Source organism: Streptomyces roseicoloratus (assembly GCF_004117935.1).
GTDB lineage: Bacteria > Actinomycetota > Actinomycetes > Streptomycetales > Streptomycetaceae > Streptomyces > Streptomyces roseicoloratus.
On sequence record NZ_SDOY01000108.1, the window covers coordinates 98,313 to 116,125 of the forward strand.

At 71.1% G+C, this 17,813-nt stretch carries 17 protein-coding genes and 1 pseudogene; 7 read left to right on the forward strand and 11 right to left on the reverse strand.

Translation table 11 applies throughout. The features are described from left to right. Window positions 1-78: 78 nt before the first annotated feature. From ESG85_RS12355 to ESG85_RS12375, 5 genes are all read left to right on the forward strand, one after another. Complete coding sequence (locus ESG85_RS12355; RefSeq protein WP_128978444.1) at window positions 79-1,524, forward strand: MBL fold metallo-hydrolase RNA specificity domain-containing protein; 1,446 nt, start codon at window positions 79-81, stop codon at window positions 1,522-1,524. Between the two features lie 94 nt (window positions 1,525-1,618). After that, window positions 1,619-2,089, forward strand: coding sequence for a cyclic nucleotide-binding domain-containing protein (locus tag ESG85_RS12360; protein WP_128978446.1), 471 nt, complete (start codon window positions 1,619-1,621; stop codon window positions 2,087-2,089). Between the two features lie 10 nt (window positions 2,090-2,099). Further along, a complete protein-coding gene (locus ESG85_RS12365; RefSeq protein ID WP_128978448.1) occupies window positions 2,100-2,750 on the forward strand; it encodes a CBS domain-containing protein in 651 nt (216 codons plus the stop codon). Window positions 2,751-2,881: 131 nt separating this feature from the next. Then, complete coding sequence (locus tag ESG85_RS12370) at window positions 2,882-3,487, forward strand: CBS domain-containing protein (RefSeq protein ID WP_128978450.1); 606 nt, start codon at window positions 2,882-2,884, stop codon at window positions 3,485-3,487. Between the two features lie 5 nt (window positions 3,488-3,492). Further along, window positions 3,493-4,152, forward strand: a complete 660-nt coding sequence (locus ESG85_RS12375; RefSeq protein ID WP_128978452.1) for a DUF4389 domain-containing protein — start codon at window positions 3,493-3,495, stop codon at window positions 4,150-4,152. On the opposite strand, the gene ESG85_RS12380 is transcribed toward ESG85_RS12375, so the two are convergent. The 8 genes from ESG85_RS12380 to ESG85_RS12415 all read right to left on the reverse strand — a co-directional run bounded on the left by ESG85_RS12380 (window position 4,092) and on the right by ESG85_RS12415 (window position 13,730). Beyond that, window positions 4,092-6,839 (reverse strand): cation-translocating P-type ATPase, encoded by a 2,748-nt coding sequence (locus ESG85_RS12380; protein ID WP_128978454.1) that lies wholly within the window; start codon window positions 6,837-6,839, stop codon window positions 4,092-4,094. The genes ESG85_RS12375 and ESG85_RS12380 overlap by 61 nt on opposite strands. Then, the gene (locus tag ESG85_RS12385; RefSeq protein WP_128978456.1) at window positions 6,832-7,422 is read right to left on the reverse strand and encodes an Rv1733c family protein; all 591 of its coding nucleotides are present in this window, start codon (window positions 7,420-7,422) and stop codon (window positions 6,832-6,834) included. The genes ESG85_RS12380 and ESG85_RS12385 overlap by 8 nt, the downstream gene beginning before the upstream one ends. A 49-nt stretch (window positions 7,423-7,471) precedes the next feature. Next, a complete protein-coding gene (locus ESG85_RS12390) occupies window positions 7,472-7,975 on the reverse strand; it encodes a flavodoxin domain-containing protein (RefSeq protein WP_128978458.1) in 504 nt (167 codons plus the stop codon). Beyond that, complete coding sequence (locus ESG85_RS12395) at window positions 7,972-8,427, reverse strand: Hsp20/alpha crystallin family protein (protein WP_128978460.1); 456 nt, start codon at window positions 8,425-8,427, stop codon at window positions 7,972-7,974. Before ESG85_RS12395 ends, ESG85_RS12390 begins: the two co-directional genes overlap by 4 nt. A gap of 204 nt (window positions 8,428-8,631) precedes the next feature. Continuing rightward, the gene (locus tag ESG85_RS12400; protein WP_128978462.1) at window positions 8,632-9,045 is read right to left on the reverse strand and encodes a CBS domain-containing protein; all 414 of its coding nucleotides are present in this window, start codon (window positions 9,043-9,045) and stop codon (window positions 8,632-8,634) included. A gap of 240 nt (window positions 9,046-9,285) precedes the next feature. Continuing rightward, window positions 9,286-11,676: a phosphoenolpyruvate synthase gene (ppsA, locus tag ESG85_RS12405; protein WP_246094956.1), complete on the reverse strand. Its 2,391-nt coding sequence runs from the start codon at window positions 11,674-11,676 to the stop codon at window positions 9,286-9,288. 231 nt (window positions 11,677-11,907) lie between these two features. After that, window positions 11,908-12,828 carry a universal stress protein gene (locus ESG85_RS12410; protein ID WP_128978466.1) on the reverse strand — a complete coding sequence of 307 codons (921 nt, stop codon included), beginning with the start codon at window positions 12,826-12,828 and terminating at the stop codon, window positions 11,908-11,910. Next, complete coding sequence (locus ESG85_RS12415) at window positions 12,825-13,730, reverse strand: universal stress protein (protein WP_128978468.1); 906 nt, start codon at window positions 13,728-13,730, stop codon at window positions 12,825-12,827. Before ESG85_RS12415 ends, ESG85_RS12410 begins: the two co-directional genes overlap by 4 nt. 221 nt (window positions 13,731-13,951) lie before the next feature. Here ESG85_RS12415 and ESG85_RS12420 point away from each other — a divergent pair, with 221 nt between their 5' ends. Further along, window positions 13,952-14,812 (forward strand): universal stress protein, encoded by an 861-nt coding sequence (locus ESG85_RS12420; protein WP_128978470.1) that lies wholly within the window; start codon window positions 13,952-13,954, stop codon window positions 14,810-14,812. A 68-nt stretch (window positions 14,813-14,880) separates the two neighbouring features. Here ESG85_RS12420 and ESG85_RS12425 read toward each other — a convergent pair whose 3' ends face one another. Beyond that, on the reverse strand, window positions 14,881-15,576 hold the full coding sequence (locus ESG85_RS12425) for a helix-turn-helix domain-containing protein (protein ID WP_128978473.1): 696 nt from the start codon (window positions 15,574-15,576) through the stop codon (window positions 14,881-14,883). Next, a complete protein-coding gene (locus ESG85_RS12430) occupies window positions 15,573-16,490 on the reverse strand; it encodes a universal stress protein (RefSeq protein ID WP_181019019.1) in 918 nt (305 codons plus the stop codon). The genes ESG85_RS12425 and ESG85_RS12430 overlap by 4 nt, the downstream gene beginning before the upstream one ends. A 406-nt stretch (window positions 16,491-16,896) precedes the next feature. On the opposite strand from ESG85_RS12430, the gene ESG85_RS12435 reads away from it, so the two are divergent. After that, on the forward strand, window positions 16,897-17,499 hold the full coding sequence (locus ESG85_RS12435) for a CBS domain-containing protein (protein WP_128978475.1): 603 nt from the start codon (window positions 16,897-16,899) through the stop codon (window positions 17,497-17,499). 25 nt (window positions 17,500-17,524) lie between these two features. Here the strand turns inward: ESG85_RS12435 and ESG85_RS12440 are convergent. After that, window positions 17,525-17,704 (reverse strand): annotated as a pseudogene (locus tag ESG85_RS12440) (DUF1918 domain-containing protein); the annotation flags it as partial. Between the last annotated feature and the right edge of the window lie 109 nt (window positions 17,705-17,813).

A 17,813-nucleotide genomic window follows, 5' to 3' on the forward strand; every position in this document is an offset into this window, starting at 1 on the left:
GGGCCGATCGGGCCCTGCGGCCCAGGCCGGTCCAGGTGCAAGGGTGGAAACCGGCCCATTCTGCGAAGGAGGGCGGTCATGTCCGATGCAGCCCCGAGCCCCGCTCCCACCGCGCCCGCCGGTCCTACCGCCCCGCGACCGGCCCTGCTGAGTTTCCTGGGCGGCGTGGGGACGGTCACCGGCAGCAAGTTCCTGGTCGAGAGCGACCATGCGCGGATCCTCCTCGACTGCGGTCTCTTCCAGGGTTTCGCGGACCTGCGCCGGCGCAACTGGGAGCGGTTCGCCCGTGACGCCGCCGACATCCACGCCGTGGTCGTCACCCACGCGCACCTGGACCACTGCGGCTATCTGCCGCGTCTGGTGCGGCAGGGCTTCCGCGGGCCGATCCTCACTAGCGCGCACACCGCCCGGCTCGCCGGGATCGTGCTGCGCGACAGCGCCCGGCTGCAGATGGAGGCGGCCCGGCACGCCAACGAGCACGGCTGGTCCAAGCACCGCCCGGCGAAGCCGCTGTACGACGACTCCGACGTGGAGAAGACACTGGCGTTCTTCGACCCGGTCCCGGTCGGCGAGGACGTGGAGATCATGGCCGGCACCCGGCTCACGCTCCACCACGGCGGGCACATCCTCGGCTCGGCATGGGCCCGCCTCGTCCTGGAGGACGGACACGCCCTGGCCGTCTCCGGCGACCTGGGCCGCCCCGGGCACCCGCTGCTACTGCCGCCGGAGCCGTTCTCGGGCGCCGACGTGCTGCTCATGGAGTCGACGTACGGCGACCGCCGCCACGACCAGGAGACCGGTCGGTCGGCCTTCGCCGACGTCATCGCCCGGACGGTCGCCAGGAGCGGCACCGTGGTGATCCCCGCCTTCGCGATCGACCGGACCGAGGTGGTCCTGCACGAGCTGACCCGGCTGCGCGAGACGGGCGTGCTGCCCCGGTCGGTGCCGGTCTACGTGGACAGCCCCATGGCGCTGGCCGCGCTCGACGTCTACCGGGACGCCGTACGCGAGCGGTCCGCCGAGCTGCGGCCCGAAATCCTGGCCCAGGGCGAGGCCGCACTCAGCCCCGCCCCGTTCCAGGCCGCACGAACGGTCCAGGAGTCCATCGAGATCAACGAGACCCACGGACCCGCCGTGATCGTCTCCTCGGCCGGCATGGCCACCGGCGGGCGCGTCCTGCACCACCTGCACCGCCTCCTTCCCGACCCACGCAACGCCGTGGTCGTGGTCGGCTTCGCCGCGGCCGGCACCCGGGCCCGGGACCTGGTCGACGGGGCCCGAGTGCTGAAGATGTTCGGCGAGTACGTGCCCGTACGGGCCGAGGTCGCCGACGTGCCTCATTTCTCGGCCCACGCCGACGCCGGTCAGATCGTCGACTGGCTGCGCGGCGCGCCGCCGCCGCACACGACGTATCTCGTCCACGGCGAGCCGGCCGCGTCCGAGGCCTTGCGCGACCGCATCGACCACGAACTGGGCTGGACGGCCGTCGTGCCCCGCTCCGGTGAGGCCGTCCTGGTCCGCTGACCCGGGCCCTTCGGTCCCCCGGTTGTGCCCTGCGCGGCCCTCCCGGGGCACGCCCGCCCCGCGGGAGCCTGTGAGGGAAGGGCTGGAGGACACCATGACCACCACGAGGACGCTGCTGAACGAACTCGCCCCTGAAGCACGCGACCGGCTGCTGGAACACTCCCGCCCGGTCCGCTTCCCGGCGGGCACGCGCATCTTCCGAGAGCGACAGCACGCCGACCGGTTCTGGATCATCGAATCCGGCAGGGTCGAGCTCGACACGCACGTCCCGGGGCGCCGCAACGCGATCGTGGACACCCTCGTGGGCGGCGCCCTTCTCGGGTGCTCCTGGATCATGCCGCCGTACCAATGGCATCTCGGTGCCACAGCGACCACAGAAGTCCGCGCCCTCGAGTTCGACGCGCAGGCCGTAAGGGAACTCTGCACGACGGATCCTTCCGTCGGCGAGGCCGTATACGCCTGCGTCGCAGCAACCATGGCCCGTCGGCTCCTGTCAGCCCGCAGCCGACTCCTCGACGACCTCATGCCGCGCGTCGACGCGGAACCCCTGGCCTACGCCCGGTGAGGAGAGAGTCATGACATCCCAGCCGTTCACCGTCGCCGATGTGATGACCAAGAAGGTCGTCGCCGTTCTGCCCGGCGCGGACTTCAAAGAGATCGCCGCCACGATGCAGCGGTGGAAGGTGACCGCGGTCCCTGTCGTCGAAGGGGAAGGTCGCGTCGTCGGCGTGGTGTCCGAGGCGGACCTGCTGCTCAAGGAGGAGTTCCACGACCACCGCCTGGGACTCATTGAACAGCTGCACCGGCGCGACGCGACCGCCAAGGCCGGCTCCCGGCGGGCCAAGGACCTGATGACCTCACCGGCCGTCACCGTCGCTCCCGAGTCGTCCCTCCCGCAGGCTGCGCGCCTCATGGCCACCCACCGAGTGAAGCGGCTCCCGGTGGTCGATACGAGCGGCACGATCCAGGGGATCGTCAGCCGGTCCGACCTCCTGAAGGTCTTCCTCCGCCCGGACGAGGAGCTTACCGCCGAGATCCGCCGCGAGGTCGTCGAGCACCTGTTCCCGCTCTCCCAGCGCCAGGTCGACGTACGGGTCGACGCGGGCGTCGTGACCCTCTCTGGGCAGGTCCGCGACAGCGCGCTCGTCCCCGTTGCGGAACGGCTGACCCGGGCCGTCGAAGGCGTGGTGGACGTGCGATGCGAGCTGACCGCCTCCGAGGCGTAGATGTGCCAACCGGCGAACGAGTAGGCACCGACGGGCCGCGCTGAGCAACCAGCCGGCCCGGCTCCTGGCGGACCGAGGCGGACGATCCTGACTCATGGGGAGTCGGCCAACCCACAAGAAGGTGACGAGCGATGAGACATCGCAGTGTCTCCGATCTGATAACACCAACGGCCGTCAGCGTCGTACCAGGCACCACCTTCAAAGAGATCGCACGGCTGCTGGACGAATTCGACATCACCGCGATGCCTGTGGTGGACGAGTCGAACCGGCCGCTGGGCGTGGTCTCCGAGGCGGATCTGGTGCGTCACAGCGCCACGGGCGAGCGTCACGGAACAGCGGGCGCGCTCATGTCGAGCCCGGCGGTCGTCGCCCGCCCGGAGTGGAGCGTTGTGCGGGCCGCCCGCGTCATGGACCGGGCCAAGGTCAAGCGTCTGCCCGTCGTCGACGTCGATGGACGGCTCGTGGGCGTACTCAGCCGCAGCGACCTCGTCCAGCTCTTCCTGCGTCGGGACCGGGCGATACAGGAGGAGATCGTCGAGGACGTGATCACCCGCACCCTGGCGCTGAGCCCGTCGGACGTGTCGGTGGAGGTCGAGGACGGCATCGTCACCCTCAGCGGCACAGCCCGGCGACCCGGCCTCGTGCCCGTGCTTCTCAGGCTCTGCAACAGCGTCGACGGTGTCGTGGAGGTCGTCGACCGACTCGAACGCGAAAACGACGCCACCGCGAGGAAGTGACGACCATGGACACATCGCGCGCCCCGTACGCTCCAGTCAGGGTGACGGCCGAACTCGACGTCCCGCTGTCGCGCTGGCTGTGGCTGGTCAAGTGGATCCTGGTGATCCCCCACTGGATCGTGCTGTTCTTCCTCTGGATCGCGTTCTTCGTCGTGACCGTGATCGCGTTCTTCGCCGTCCTGTTCACCGAGCGCTATCCGCGGGGCTTCTTCGACTTCAACCTCGGTGTTCTCCGCTGGTTCTGGCGCGTGTCCTACTACTCGTACGGCGCACTCGGCACCGACCGCTACCCGCCCTTCAGCCTGGGCCCCGAGCCCAACTACCCTGCCAAGCTCGACATCGCCTATCCGGAGCGGCTCTCGCGCTCGCAGGTCCTGGTCAAGTGGTGGCTGCTCGCCATCCCCCACTACTTGGTGCTCGCCTTCTTCACCGGCGGCATGCGCGCCGACTGGTGGAGCGGCGGCCTGATCACCCTGCTCGCCCTCATCGCGGGCTTCGCCCTGGCCTTCAACGACCGGTATCCGCGCGACCTGTTCGCCCTGATCGTCGGCCTGAACCGCTGGGTTCTGCGCGTCGCCGCCTACGCGAGCCTCATGACTGACGCCTACCCGCCCTTCCGCCTCGACCAGGGCGGCACGGAACCGACGGCGGACGACGTCCGCTGACGGCGGCGACGCCAGACCCGCCGCAGTTCGTCCGTGCCCCACACCAGGACCGGGAAGGTCGCAACGAGCAGGACGACGTCCAAGGGGAGGGCGGCAGTACCGAAGAGGTGCTGAAGCGGGGGTGCGTAGACGAGGGCGGCGGTGAAGGCCAGTTCGAAGGCGATGCCGGCGAGCAGCAGCGGGTTCGAGAGGACGCCGATGTCGCGGAGTGCGGCGTGGTCGGTGCGGGCGGCGAAGGCGGTGCCGACCTGGCAGGTGACGATGCCGGCGAAGGTGGCGGTGGTGGCCGTCACGTAGGCGTGGTGCAGGGTGCTGCCGGATCCGGTCGGGTCGCCGGGCTGCCAGCCCGCGCGCCAGAGCACGTAGAAGTAGCCGACCATGACGAGGGCGGCCGATGTCAGCCCCAGGTAGCCCCAGCTGCGGACGAGCATGTCGCGTGAGATCACGCCCTGGTGCGGCGGCCGTGGTGGCCGTTCCATGATGCCGGGCTCGGAGCGTTCCCGGCCGAGGGCGAGCGCGGGCAGGGTCTCGGTTCCCAGGTCGATGGCGAGGATCTGCAGCACGGTGAGGGGCAGCGGGACCGCCCCGGCGGAGAGCGCGAAGACGAGGAAGGGCACGATCTCCGGCGTGGCGTGGGCGAAGATGTAAACGATGAACTTGCGGACGTTGTCGTAGACGCGGCGCCCGGACTCGATCGCGGTCACGATCGTGGCGAAGTCGTCGTCGGTGAGGACCATGGCGGCGGCTTCGCGGGCCACGTCCGTGCCCGAGCGGCCCATGGCCACGCCGATATGCGCGCGATGCAGGGCCGGGGCGTCGTTCACGCCGTCACCGGTCATGGCGACAATCCGGCCGTGGGCTCTCAGGGCGTCGGCCACCTTGAGCTTCGTCTCGGGCGAGGAACGGGCGAAAACGATCTCTGCGTCGTCGTCCGTCAGGAGCCGGTCCAGCTCGTCGTCCGCCAGCGTCTCAGAGGTCGCGACGACCTGCAGTCGGGGCAGGCCGATGCCGACCTCGCGGGCGACGGCCGCCGCCGTGGCGCCGTTGTCCCCCGTGACGACGTGCACCCTCACCCCGGCCTCGTGGCAGCGGCGGACGGCCGCCTCCACCTCGGAGCGCGGCGGGTCGTACAGGCCGACGAGACCGAGCAGGGTCAGGTTCGACTCGGCGTCCTGGCGGCGCGAGGGCCGCTCGGTGAGCGTTGGCAGGTCGCGTACGGCCACGGCGAGGACGCGCATGCCTCCCTCGGCCAGCTCCTGTGCCGCCGCACGGGCGCGGTCCGCGCCTCCTTCCGGTCGCAGCCGGGCCAGAACCGCCTCCGGGGCTCCCTTGACCACGATCCGCACGCGCCCCGGTGCCCATTCGTCCCGCTGCACCACCGACATCAGCCGAAGCCGTGGGTCGAAGCGGAACAGCGCCAGCCGTCCCGCATCGCGGTGGTCGGGGTCCACCGGGGCGCCATATTCGTCGGCCCCGGCGACGAGGGCCGCCTCGGTCGGGTCGCCGTGCGGTTCGCCGTCGGCATCCTGCGTGACGGTGGTGCACAGCGCGGCCGTCCGCACCAACTCCTGGGCCCACGGGCCCGGTTCCACGCCATGCTCGGGCGTCCACAGGGCACGCAGACGCATCCGGTTGCGGGTCAGCGTGCCGGTCTTGTCCGTGCAGATGACACCGGTGGAGCCGAGCGTCTCCACGGCGCTCAGGCGTTTGACCAGGGCACCTCGCCGGGCCAGGACCCGGACGCCTACAGCGAGAGCCAGCGTGATGGTCGGAAGAAGTCCCTCGGGCACGTTGGCGACGAGCAGGCCAATGGCGAACATGAGGGAGTCGGTCACCGGAAGACCGACCGCCACTCCAACGACGAGGAATGCGACCCCCATGCCGGTGGCGACGCCGGCGATGAGCCAGGCGACCTTCCTGACCTGCCGCTCCAAGGGGCTCGCCTCGCGCCGGGTGCGCTGGCTGAGCGCGGCGATCCGCCCCAGCTCGGTGTGGTGGCCCGTGGCGAACACCACGGCCCGCGCCTGCCCCTCCACGCAGGTCGTGCCACTGAAGACGAGGTTCGGTTCCTCCAGGAGCGGGGCGCCGAGGAGCCCGGCGGCGGCCATCCGCTCGGCCGGCACGGACTCCCCCGTGAGCATCGACAGGTCGACCTCGACCCCGCCCTCGGTGACGCGCGCGTCGGCCGGGACCTTGTCGCCCTCCTCCAGGAGGATCACGTCGCCCGGCACCAGGTCCCGGGCCTCCACGGTGAGTGGCTTGCCGTTCCGTACGACGAGGGCGTGCTCGGGCAGATAGCGGGCGAGGGTCTCCACCGCGCGCTCGGCCTGCCGTTCCTGGAGCAGGGCGAAGGCCGCGTTGACGGCGATCACCGCGAGGATCGCCCAGCCGAGGACGGCCAGGTCCGCGACGAAGGCAAGCGCAGCGGCCGCCCAGAGCAACAGCGCGAGAGGATGGACCAGTTGACCGATCAGCTCCCGCGCGAAGGAGGAGTGCGCCTTGCGCCGCACTTCGTTCGGCCCATGGACGGCGAGGCGACGGGCCGCTTCGCGGGCGGACAGCCCGTCCGGACCGGTCGCCAGTTCACGGCGCAGCCGGGGCAGTGGCTCGCTGGGGTCGGAGGGCAGCACCTCATTTCGTCCCCTGGCCTGTCGCTCGGCCGCACGGCCACCCGTTCGGTCATTCATCGCCGCTCCCAGGGCCGCTGCCCCGCCGGAGCCGGCCGGACCAGACGGGTTCCACCTGCTCCCACTCCCGCTCCCAGGCGGCGAGCCGACGGCCTTCACAGCGCCGTCGCACGAGCGTGAGGAGGCCCGCGCCCGACGCCACGACCGCTCCTGCGACAGCCGTTCCGCCGACGAGCGCGGTCAGCGCGAGGTCAGCGGTGCTACCCGGCGGGCGGGCAGGGCTGCCGCGGTCATCCACCCAGATGGTCAGCGTGCGCCCCTGCGGCGTCCGGGGAGGGACATCGACGGTCCCGGACCTGCGGACGTCGTCGGGGTACTCCCAGACCGCCGGTGCGACGGATCGCGGCTTGGCTCCCTGTCGGCTCGCGACGGGCGGATCCTCGGCCCGCCCCGTCGTGATCGCCTGCACCTGGTGACGGTGGGCGGCGAGTTCGCGGTCCGCCCTGGCTCCGGCGGTCCACAGAATCCCGGCGGCGACGGCACCGCAGATCAGGGCGGTCGCCAGGACCAGGATGAGAGCGGCGCGCCCTGCGGGTCCGCTGCCGGCCACGATGGGCCCGCGCCCCGACGACTCGTGGCTCATGTCGCACCTCCGGGGTGTGGCAGCCTTCCGGGAGCCTCGGCGCCGCTGCTCAGCCCATGGCGCCGAGTTCGGTTCCGATGTGGTGCGCCCACGCCTGGACCCGTTCCGGGTTGCGGAAGTCTCCGCCCTTGCCGTGGCTGACCAGAGACCGGGCGATCGGGCCCGGCGTCTCGGCGGTCACCGCGCCGCCGAAGGTGATGTGCTCGCGTGCGCCGAGCTTCTTCATCCGGCGGGCGACGCCGGGCACGGGCGGGATCTCGTGCTGCTCGGCGGAGCTGTCGACGGGGCCGCTACTGAAGAGCCACACGGGCCGATGACGGAGCTGCTCGGCATTGCGCCGGGCACACCGGCGCGCCTTGCTGTTCCATTGCCCCGCGTAGAGGGCCCCACCTAGGACGACTCCGTCGTAGCCGCTGACGTCGGTGACTGTGTCGGCGGGCAGGACGACCGCATCGAGACCGTCGGCACGGAGCGTCTTGCCGATCTCGTCCGCGATGCCTGCGGTCGCGCCGTGCTTGCTGCCGTAGGCGACCAGGACTCGCTTGGGATTCATGACGTTGCTCCCTCGCCCCCGCTGCCGGCTCGCCGCACGGGGATGGTCCGTCGGGTCTCCGCCTTCTCCTCGGGCATCGGGACACGGATGGTGAGAATGCCGTCCTTGTACGAGGCGTCGACATCGTCGGTGGGGATCGTCGCCGGAAGGCGTACGGTCCGGCGGAAGGATCCGTAGCGGAACTCCGAGTGCTCCTTGCCCTCCTTGCTCTCACTGTGCTCAGCGCTCACCGTGATCAGGTTGTCGTCGACGGTGATGCCGATGTCGTCCGCGTCCATGCCCGGCAGCTCGGCGCGCAGCACGTACCCGTCGGCGTCGCTGGACACCTCCACCGGGATGGAGTGAGCGGCGGTGGCGGGACGCCATCCGGGCAGTCCCGGGAACTCGCGGTTGAACAAGTCGTTGAAGTCAGGGAAGAGGCTGTGCCTGCGTTCCACATGGTGTGCGGTCATCGTTCTGCTCCTCGTCTTTGGGGCCCGGGAAGGGGCCCGGCCGACGGATCAGTCGGGGAGCCGGGTCCGGCTCCTGTAGTCCCAATCTCCCGCCCGGGCTTCCTGCGGCGCAGTGCCCAAGGGGGTTGACCGGGAGGGCCGAGTGGGCCGTGCCGGGAAGGGACCGACCGGCCCATGAGGTCTTGGTGTCCGCTGCTCGCATGGTCAGCGGCAGATCTCCTCGACGAAGTGGCCCACCCGTTCCTCCGGCAGGTGCCGGGCGAGGTCGGCCTCGCTGATCATGCCGATCAGGCGGTGGTCGTCGATCACGGGCACGCGGCGGATGCGGTGGTCCTGCATGGTGCGCAGCACCTGCTCGGTGTCCGCGTCCGCGTCGACCGTGATGGGCTTGCCCTGGGCGAGGTGTCCGGCCGTCATGTGGGCGGGGTCCTTGCCCTTGGCGAGGCACTTCACCACGATGTCCCGGTCGGTGATGATGCCGTGCAGCCGGTTGTCCGGCCCGCAGATGGGCAGCGCGCCGACGTCGAGTTCGCTCATGCGCCGTGCGGCGTCCATCAGGGTCTCGTTCTCCTGCACGCAGTTTGCTCCGGTGTGCATGATTTCCCGTGCGGTCGTCATGGCCAACCTCCTCCTTTTCGAGCCCCCCTGGTTGCGGTCGGGTCGATTGCCGCGGTCAGAGAAAGACAGCGGGCACCTGGACGGTGCGCACCGGACGCCCGGGGCGCGCGTTCATCTCCACGGCTCCTGGGAGGGTCCCAGGCCCTTTGGGCAGCACATCACCCGACTGCCGGCGCTCGGGCGACGGGGATCGCGGCTCGGTGTCACGGGCGAGACGGCGTCGTGTCCTGCGGGGCATGGTCACTCCCCTTCTCCGGGGCTGCTGCCGGGCTTCGCCTCGGCTCGGGCCACATGCCGTTTGACCGAGGCGAAGCTGTCCGGTGCCACCGAGATGGAGTCGAGGCCCGCATCGACCAGGATCGCGGTGAAGTCGGGGTCGTCGCTGGGCCGTTGTCCGCACAGGCCGACCGGGCGGCCGGCCGCGTGGGCTCGGGCGGCGAGGAGGGCGATGCTGCGGACGACGGCGGGGTCGCGTTCGTCGAAGACATGGGCGAGGGCCTCGGAGTCGCGGTCGACGCCGAGAGTGAGCTGGGTGAGGTCGTTGCTGCCGATGGAGAAGCCGTCGAAGCGTGCGGCAAACTCCTCGGCGAGGATGATGTTCGCGGGTATCTCGGCCATGGCGTAGACGCGGAGCCCGTTCTCACCGCGCACCAGCCCTTCTTCCGCCATCACCGCGAGGACCTGGTCGGCCTCGCCGAGCGTGCGACAGAAGGGGATCATGACGACCACGTTCGTCAGTCCCATCTCGTCGCGTACCCGCCTCAGGGCACGGCATTCGAGGGCGAAGCCCTCGCGGTAGCCGTCGCTGTAGTACCGGCTCGCGCCGCGCCAGCCGATCATCGGGTTGGCTTCCTCCGGTTCGAAGGGCCGGCCGCCGAGGAGTTTGGCGTACTCGTTGGTCTTGAAGTCACTGGTCCTCACGACAACTTGGGCCGGCCACCGCGAGGCCGCGATCCGGGCGATGCCGTGGGCCAGCCGGTCGACGAAGTACCGGCCCCGGTCGAGGTAGCCCTCCGTGAGCCGCTCGATGACGTGCCGGTCGTGCGCGTCGAGCCGCTCCGGGTGGAGCAGGGCCATCGGGTGGACCTTCACCTGGTGGGCGACGATGAACTCCAGGCGCGCGAGGCCCACGCCGTCGGCGGGCAGCCGCCACCAGCGGAAGGCGGCCGAAGGGTCGGCCAAGTTCAGCATCACCCGGGTGCGGGTGGCCGGCAGCTCCGCGAGGTCGGTCAGGGTCTCCTCGTACGGGAGCAGTCCCTCGTAGACACGTCCGTTCTCACCCTCCGCGCAGGAGACCGTCACCGCCAGGCCGTGGCCCAGGATCCGCGTACCGTCACCGGTGCCGACGACAGCGGGGACGCCGAGCTCGCGGCTGACGATGGCAGCGTGCGAGGTACGGCCCCCGTGGTCGGTGACGATGGCTGCGGCCCGCTTCATGACCGGCTCCCAGTCGGGGTCGGTGACGCCTGTGACGAGGACTCCGCCTCGGGGGAAGCGGTCGAGGTCGACGGGAGCGTCGAGCGCGACCACGGGGCCCCGGCCGATCGCCTCGCCGACGGCTATGCCCGTGACCATCGGCTCCGCCGGTGTGACGGTCAGCCTGCAGCGACTCAGGGTCGTGGTGTGCCGTCGTGACTGCACGGTCTCGGGGCGGGCCTGGACGATCCACAGCTCACCGGTAAGGCCGTCCTTGACCCATTCCAGGTCCATGGGGCAGCCGTAGTGCTCCTCCACGGCCGCCGCCCAGTCGGCGAGCGTGCGGACCTCGGAGTCGTCGAGCACCCGTTGGTTCCGCTCGCTGTCGGGGGTGTCGACGGTACGGGTCAGCCCGGTGTCCGCGTACACCGTCTTCAGTCGCTTCGTACCGGTCCGTACGTCGATCACAGGGGCGAGCGCCGGGTCTTTCATGCTCGGCTTGAACACGGTGTACTCGTCGGGGTCGACCCGGCCGCTGACGACGGTCTCCCCCAGCCCCCAGGCGGCGCTGACCACGATCACGTCGGGAAAGCCGGACTCGGGGTCGAGGGTGAAGGCCACGCCGGCTCCGGCGAGGTCGGAACGGACCATCAACTGGACCCCGATGGAAAGGGCGACGTCCAGATGGCCGTAGCCCATGCGTTCGCGGTAGTCGATGGCCCGGTCGGTGAACAGGGAGGCGTAGCAGCGCGTGCATGCCCGAAAGAGTTCCTCGGTTCCGCGGACATTGAGGTACGTCTCCTGCTGCCCGGCGAAGCTGGCTTCGGGCAGGTCCTCTGCGGTCGCGCTGCTACGCACGGCCACTTCGGGTGTCTCTCGTCCGGTCTCTTCGGCCAGCTTTTCGTATGCGACGAGCACGGCGTCTCGCAGGGGGGCGGGCAGCGGCTGCGAGAGGAAGAGGGAGCGGATGGCCGCCCCGACCTCGTCGAGCGGGGCCCCTTCGTGCAGCTGGTCGATCTGTGCCTCCACCTGCCGGCGCAGGTCTCCGGCGGCGAGCAGTTCCTGGTACGCCCCGGCCGTCGTGGCGAACCCCGGCGGGACCCGGATGCCGGCGACACCAAGCCGGTTGGTCAGCTCGCCGAGTGAGGCGTTCTTGCCTCCCACGCGTCCGACATCGCGCCGGCCCAGTTCCGTGAACGGTACGACGTGTCGCATCGGTCCCATGGTGTCCTCCACGGTTCTCACCGCGTTTCTCAGTACGGGAGCGGGCGGCCGGAGGGCGTCCGCAGATCGAGGGGGTGGGGGCGGCGAGTCTGCTGGGGACGACGACTGATCCGGATCTGCTGCATCGTGCTCACCTCTCCGGGGATCCGGACGGCGGTCCGGGACCGATCTTGTCCTCCCACGGTGCCGCCCGGGGCGTGACGTGCCCCAGTGCCGAGCGGGTCAGCCAGTCGGGCCCGGTCGGCCCGTACGGGGCCGGGACCGGTCGGCCCCGGCGGAGGTACCGTCCGCCCCTCCCGCCTCGGGCAGGGGAACGGTGATCACAGGGCAGGCCGCGTGGTGCAACAGACCGTGGACCGTGGAACCCAGCCGCATGCCGGAGTAGCCGCCACGGCCGCGCCGGCCGACGACCACCGCGAGGGCCTCCCAAGAAGCGCGGGTGAGCTCCTCGACGGGGTGGCCGCGCAGGATCACCTGTTCCACGTCGACGTCCGGGTAGCGTTCCGCGCAGCCGGCCACCGACTCGGCGAGCAGCCGACGGCGATCTGCCAGGCCCTCGGTCTCGTCGCCGTGAGACAGCAGGGGGCGTGGCCACACCCAGACCGCCATGAGCCGGGCCTCGCGAAGGCTTGCCTCCGCCACGGCGAAGGCGACGGCGGCCCGGCAGTCCGTGCTGCCGTCCACGCCGACGACGATCAGCGGCGGGTGGACGGCCGTGTGCTCCGGTTCGCGAACGACGACGACGGGACAGTCGGCGCGGGCCGCCAGCGGGACGACCACCGAGCCCTCGCTGAGGTACTCGCCGGCCCTTCCGAGGCGGCGTGAGCCCACCACGGCGAGCGCGACTCCCTGCGTCCTGTCGCGCAGCACGGTGGCGGGCACTCCGTCGACGAGCTCCGTCACGGTCCACAGTCCGTCGTGCAGCGCCCGTACGAGGTCCTGTGCGTTGGCGAGCGCCGACTCGGCACGGATGCGCAGGGAGCTCTGGTGGGCGAGCACGTCGTACCGGAGCCGGTCGTGGACCGGCGGCACGGCGACGACCAGGCGCAGCCGGACTCCTCTGCGTACGGCCTCGTCGGCGGCCCAGACCAGGGCCGGGACGGACAGCTCGCGGGGGTCGATGCCGGCCAGTACGTCGCTCATGGCTCCTCGCCTCTCGTCGCGACGGCGGACGGAACGATCTCCACCGGGCAGTGGGCATGGTGGATCAGGGCGTGCGCGACGCGCCCCAGGGCCGGTCCGACGCCCAATGGTCTGTGGCCGCGGCCCATCACGATCAGGTCCGTACGGCTGCTCGCCTCGATGAGGATTCCGGGAGTGCTCGTGCCCGTCTCCACGTGGTGCCCGACGACCAGATCGGGGTAGAGCCCACGGACGCGGTCGGCCAGGGCCTTCACCTCGTGCACCCGCTGCCGGGCGATCCCGTCCAGGTCGTCGAGCATGGTGGCGACGCTGCCGACGTGGGTGAGTACGTTCCAGACGCTGACGATCCGCAGGGATGCCTTGCGGGCCTCGGCCTCGGCGGCGGCGAGGAGCAGACAGCCCAGGTCGGTGGTGTCGTGTACGGCGGCGGTCACCGAGCCGGTCTCGGGACGCTCGGCCTCCCCGCGTACGACGATCACGGGCACCTCGGCCCGGGCGGCCACGCCCAGCCCCACCGAGCCGAGCAGAAGGGCGGAGAAGCCGCCGAGGCCCCTGCTGCCCACGACGATCGTTCCGTGATTGCCGGCAGCTGCCTTCAGTCCGGAGACCGGCTCCTGACGACTGAGCTCTTTGGTGACGTCGAGGTCCGCAATAAGCTCGTGGATAGTGCTCGCCGTCTCGGTCAGCAGGTCGCGGCCCGCCTCGCGTACCGCCTGGATCGTCTCGGCGTCGGTCCAGTAGGCGCGCCGGTCGGTGTCCGCGGCATGCACGAGACGCAGGGAACGGCCCCTGCGGTCCGCCTCGGCAGCGGCCCAGAGCGCGGCGGTCCGGGCTGAGGAAGACCCGTCGACGCCCACGACGACGTTGCCGAACTCCGGCCGGGCGAGGATCTCACTGGTCATGGTCCCTCCTGCGGAGTACCCGGGCCTGGGGCGAGGACCTGACCCGGTATCTCTCACCGTGGCACCCTGGTGGGCCTCCCGTGGATGGGCCATTCGGCCCCGATCAAGGCCTGCTCGGCCCCTCCTGCACAGCTTGGTGCGGGCATGAGCCTGGAGCTCTGGAGTCCGCACGCGGCCCGGCGCCCGGACGTCGCGACCCGGACCGGCTGAGGAGGCAGGTCATGACAGCCCAGGTCACCGTCGGTTTCGACGGCTCGGAAGCGAGCATCGCCGCCGCACGCTGGGCAGCGAGGGAAGCGGTGCTCCGCGAAGTGCCGCTCCGGCTCATCCACGTGGACGAGTGGCCGAGCGCACCGGAACTCCCCTCCACGTACGCGCGCACCCATGCCGACCGCGCGGAGAGCCTGGTCCGGGACTTGGCGGAAGAGGTACGGAAGGAGCACCCCGATCTAGAGGTGTTCACCGAACGCGCGCACGGCCGGGCGGCCGACGTACTGGCCGCCGCCGCGAACGAGGCGGATCTGACGGTGCTCGGCTCGCGTGGGCTCGGCAGCGTTCTGGGCTTCGTGGTCGGCTCGGTGTCCCTCCACGTCGTCGGCTCGGCCCGACAGCCGGTTGCTCTGGTTCGCACGGAGAGCCAGCAGGTGACGCGTTCCCCCACCGGGATCGTGGTGGGCGTCGACATCTACCACGCGTGTGAACCCCTGCTCGGGTTCGCGTTCACGGAGGCCGCCCGCACCGGCCTGCCCCTTTCGTTCCTGCACTGCTGGCCCCTGCCCGCCACGTACGGCTACGCGGCCTTGGTGGACCCCGGGCTCGGTGAGGAGCTAGGGGAGCGCCTCGAAGGGGGCCTGGAGGATCTGCTGGAGCCGTGGCGGAAGCGCTACGCGGGCGTGGACGTGACGGCCGAGGCAGTCATGGGATCTGCCGCCTACCAGTTGGTCGAGGCATCTCGGAACGCCGATCTCGTCATCGTGGGACGCCGGACCCGGAAGGTCCCCGTGGGCCCGCACCTCGGCCACGTGGCCCATGCGGTCATCCACCACAGTCCCGCGCCGGTAACCGTCGTGCCCTTGGCGTAGGTCGTCGACGGCGTGGCTCGGCCCGGGCTGTCGAGCCCGGGCCGAGTGGGGTGGACATCGCCTGCTCGTCAAGGCTCGGGCGCAGACGACGTGCCGGGCGCGCCCTGCACCAGAACGCGTCGCCCTGTCACCCGGCGAGGGGAGAGCACGACGACGGTGTCCCGCCTTTCGCCGGCCCACGGTGTCGAGTACGCGGCTGCTCGGAGCGTCTGGGCCGTGGCCGGGTCGGACACCTTGCGTGCGGGGCCGACGAGGAGAACGCTCCAGCCCTGGCTGAAGGCCTCATCCACGTGGTCCTCTTCGAAGGCGATCGCCGCGCCGCCGCCGGCGGCCCTCGCAAGCGGCGTGTCCTCTGTGGTCATGAACAAGACCTCTCTGCCCACGACCTGATAGTTCATGGGAAAGATCTCCGGACCGTCGTCTCGGGTGACGGCGACACGGCCGACACCGTGGTCGTCGAGCAGCGCCCAGCATTCCGTCTCGTCGATCTCGACCATGCGGGCGTGATGGCCGGCATGGGCTCTTCCGGGCGCGAGATCTGCGGTGTACCCGGTCAGGTCCTGGACGGTCGTCTCCAGTGCGTTCGCGAGGCGGACCAGGAACTCGATTGCCGGGCTGGGCAGTTGCTCTTCCAGCAGGTCGATGTAGCCCGGTGTGGATCCGGCCCGTGCGGCCACGTCCTCGCGAGACAGGCCGAGTTGTGTGCGCCTGGCCTCGACTCGGCGGCCGAGGTCGCTCATATGGTGCCGGGCAGCGGGGTTCATCGGTGTTCTCCCTCCGGAGGGGCAAGGTGGTGCTGGGGGATGACCGCGACCGGGCATGAGGCATGGTGCAGAGCTCGGTGGGCGACCCTGCCGAGTTCCAGGCCGACAAGCCGGTCCCGGCGTCGCGCCCCGACGACAAGCAGGTCTGCGGCGGCGGAGCGGTCCGTCAGCGCACGGTGGGCAGGGCCCTCGACCGTGCTTCTCCGCAGCCGTACGTCGGGGTACTCGCTCGCCGCCGCCTCAAGGGCCTTGTCGAGGAGTTCGGAGGCCCGGTGTTCGTAGTACGCGCCGGGCTCACCGGTCAGGAGCGGGTGCTCGACGGGTTCATGGGCAGGGCGTCGCCAGGCCCGTACGACGTCGAGTTCCGCGTCCCGCACCGCTGCCTCGCGGAAGGCGAACCGCACGGCCGGTGCGTCCACGTCGTGGTCGCCGACACCCAGCAGGATGCGCTGATGGCGCGCTTCCAGAGCATGCCGGTCACCACGGACGACGACCACCGGCCCGTGCGCCCGGGCGGCGACGACGAGGCCGACAGACCCGAGCAGGAGGTCAGCCGGCTGGCCCCGCCCACGGGAACCCACCACCAGAAGCATGGACTCTTGCCCCTCCCTGAGGAGCGCCGTGGCCGCATCCTCCGCGAGGACAACCGCCGTTACGGCGAGACCGGGCGCGCGGCGCCGGGCCCGCTCCTCGGCGGTGCCGACGATGTTCTCCGCGAGGACCTGACCCTCCGGCCGGTCCGTGCTCCAGGACGGCACCACTCCCTCGTACCGTTCCCACAGCGAGGCGTGCACGATACGCAGCGGCTGTTCGTGCCGTACCGCTTCGTCGACTGCCCAGTCCAGGGCTGTGAGGCTGGCGTCGGATCCGTCGACGCCCACCACCACGGGGCCCACCACCACCGGCGACTCCATCGTCCCCACCGCCTTCCGCGTACGAGATGGCTCTCTGCCACGCTCGCACCGGGCGCGGTGCCCCGATAGGGCCGGTCGGTCCCGGCCTCGGCCCGCCCGGTCCCTGCCGGCACCGTGCGGAAGAGACCGTTGGCGGCTGTACGGAGAATCGACGGGAGGAAGGACCCATCCGCTTCTCGCGGATCCCGATTGCGCGGTGCGCGGTACGAAGCCGCTGCTCCGCGTCCTCACACGGGTCCTTCCTCACCTTCAGCGAACCATGCCGGCTCGGCACACACCAGGGCTGACCGGGCCCGATCGGACCCCGTTCGGCCCTTGCAGCGCGCAGTTGGGCAGCGCAGATTCGTGGCGACGCGCGGCCGGAGGGAAGAGAGCCGCTAGGACGTGACGACCGTCGGAGGCTGTCATGAAGCACCTGCGCACCGTCGACGACGTGATGACCCACGCCGTGGTCTCCGTGAAGCTCGACGCCCCGGTTCGGGAGATCGTCCGCACCCTGCGGCGCTGGGGCGTGAGCGCGGTTCCCGTGCTGTCGCCCGAGGGACGAGTCGTCGGCGTCGTCTCGGAGGCGGATGTACTCACGAAGGTCCCGGGCGACGAGACGAACGCCACCGGCGAACCGACGGCGGTCCACCTCATGTCGGCTCCGCCCGTCACGGTCCCCCGCGGTGCAACGATCTCAGGCGCGGCCCGGCTGATGGGCCGCGCCAATCTCAAGAGGCTTCCCGTCGTGGACGACGAAGGCTGCCCGGTCGGCGTCGTCAGCCGGGGCGACCTGCTCAAGGTCTATCTCCGCTCCGGCGCCGAACTCGCCGAGGACGTACGGCACGAGCTCCTCACGCACCTGATACCGGAGGGTGACTCCACGCTCAGCGTCCAGGTCGAGGACGGGGCGGTCACGCTCACGGGGCGCCTGCCGGACTCCGTCCCCGCGGATCTGGTCGTGCGCCTCGCCCGTGCGGTGCCCGGGGTGGTCGACGCCGCTGCGGAGTTCACGGCCGCGGCGTGACCGACGTCCTGCCGGAGTGCGGGAAGTGCTGGACGTGCGCGTCCGGGCCCGGGAAGACCAGGGTGACCCGGCCCGTGTCCGACCAGCGGACGTCGTACGGCGGGGTGCCGTCCGTGTGGTGCAGACCGACGATCTCGCCGTCGCGCCCTTCGTGACCGACAGTGGCGCCTCCGACGATCAGCCGGTCGCCGACACGTGCCCACAGACCGGCGCGGTCCTCGTCCGGGTGGTGTCGTGTTGCGGTCCCAGTCATGGCCCTCTCCTCCCGGCACGAACGCGGAGCCGCGATGTCTCCGCGACCGGCGGTTCATCTC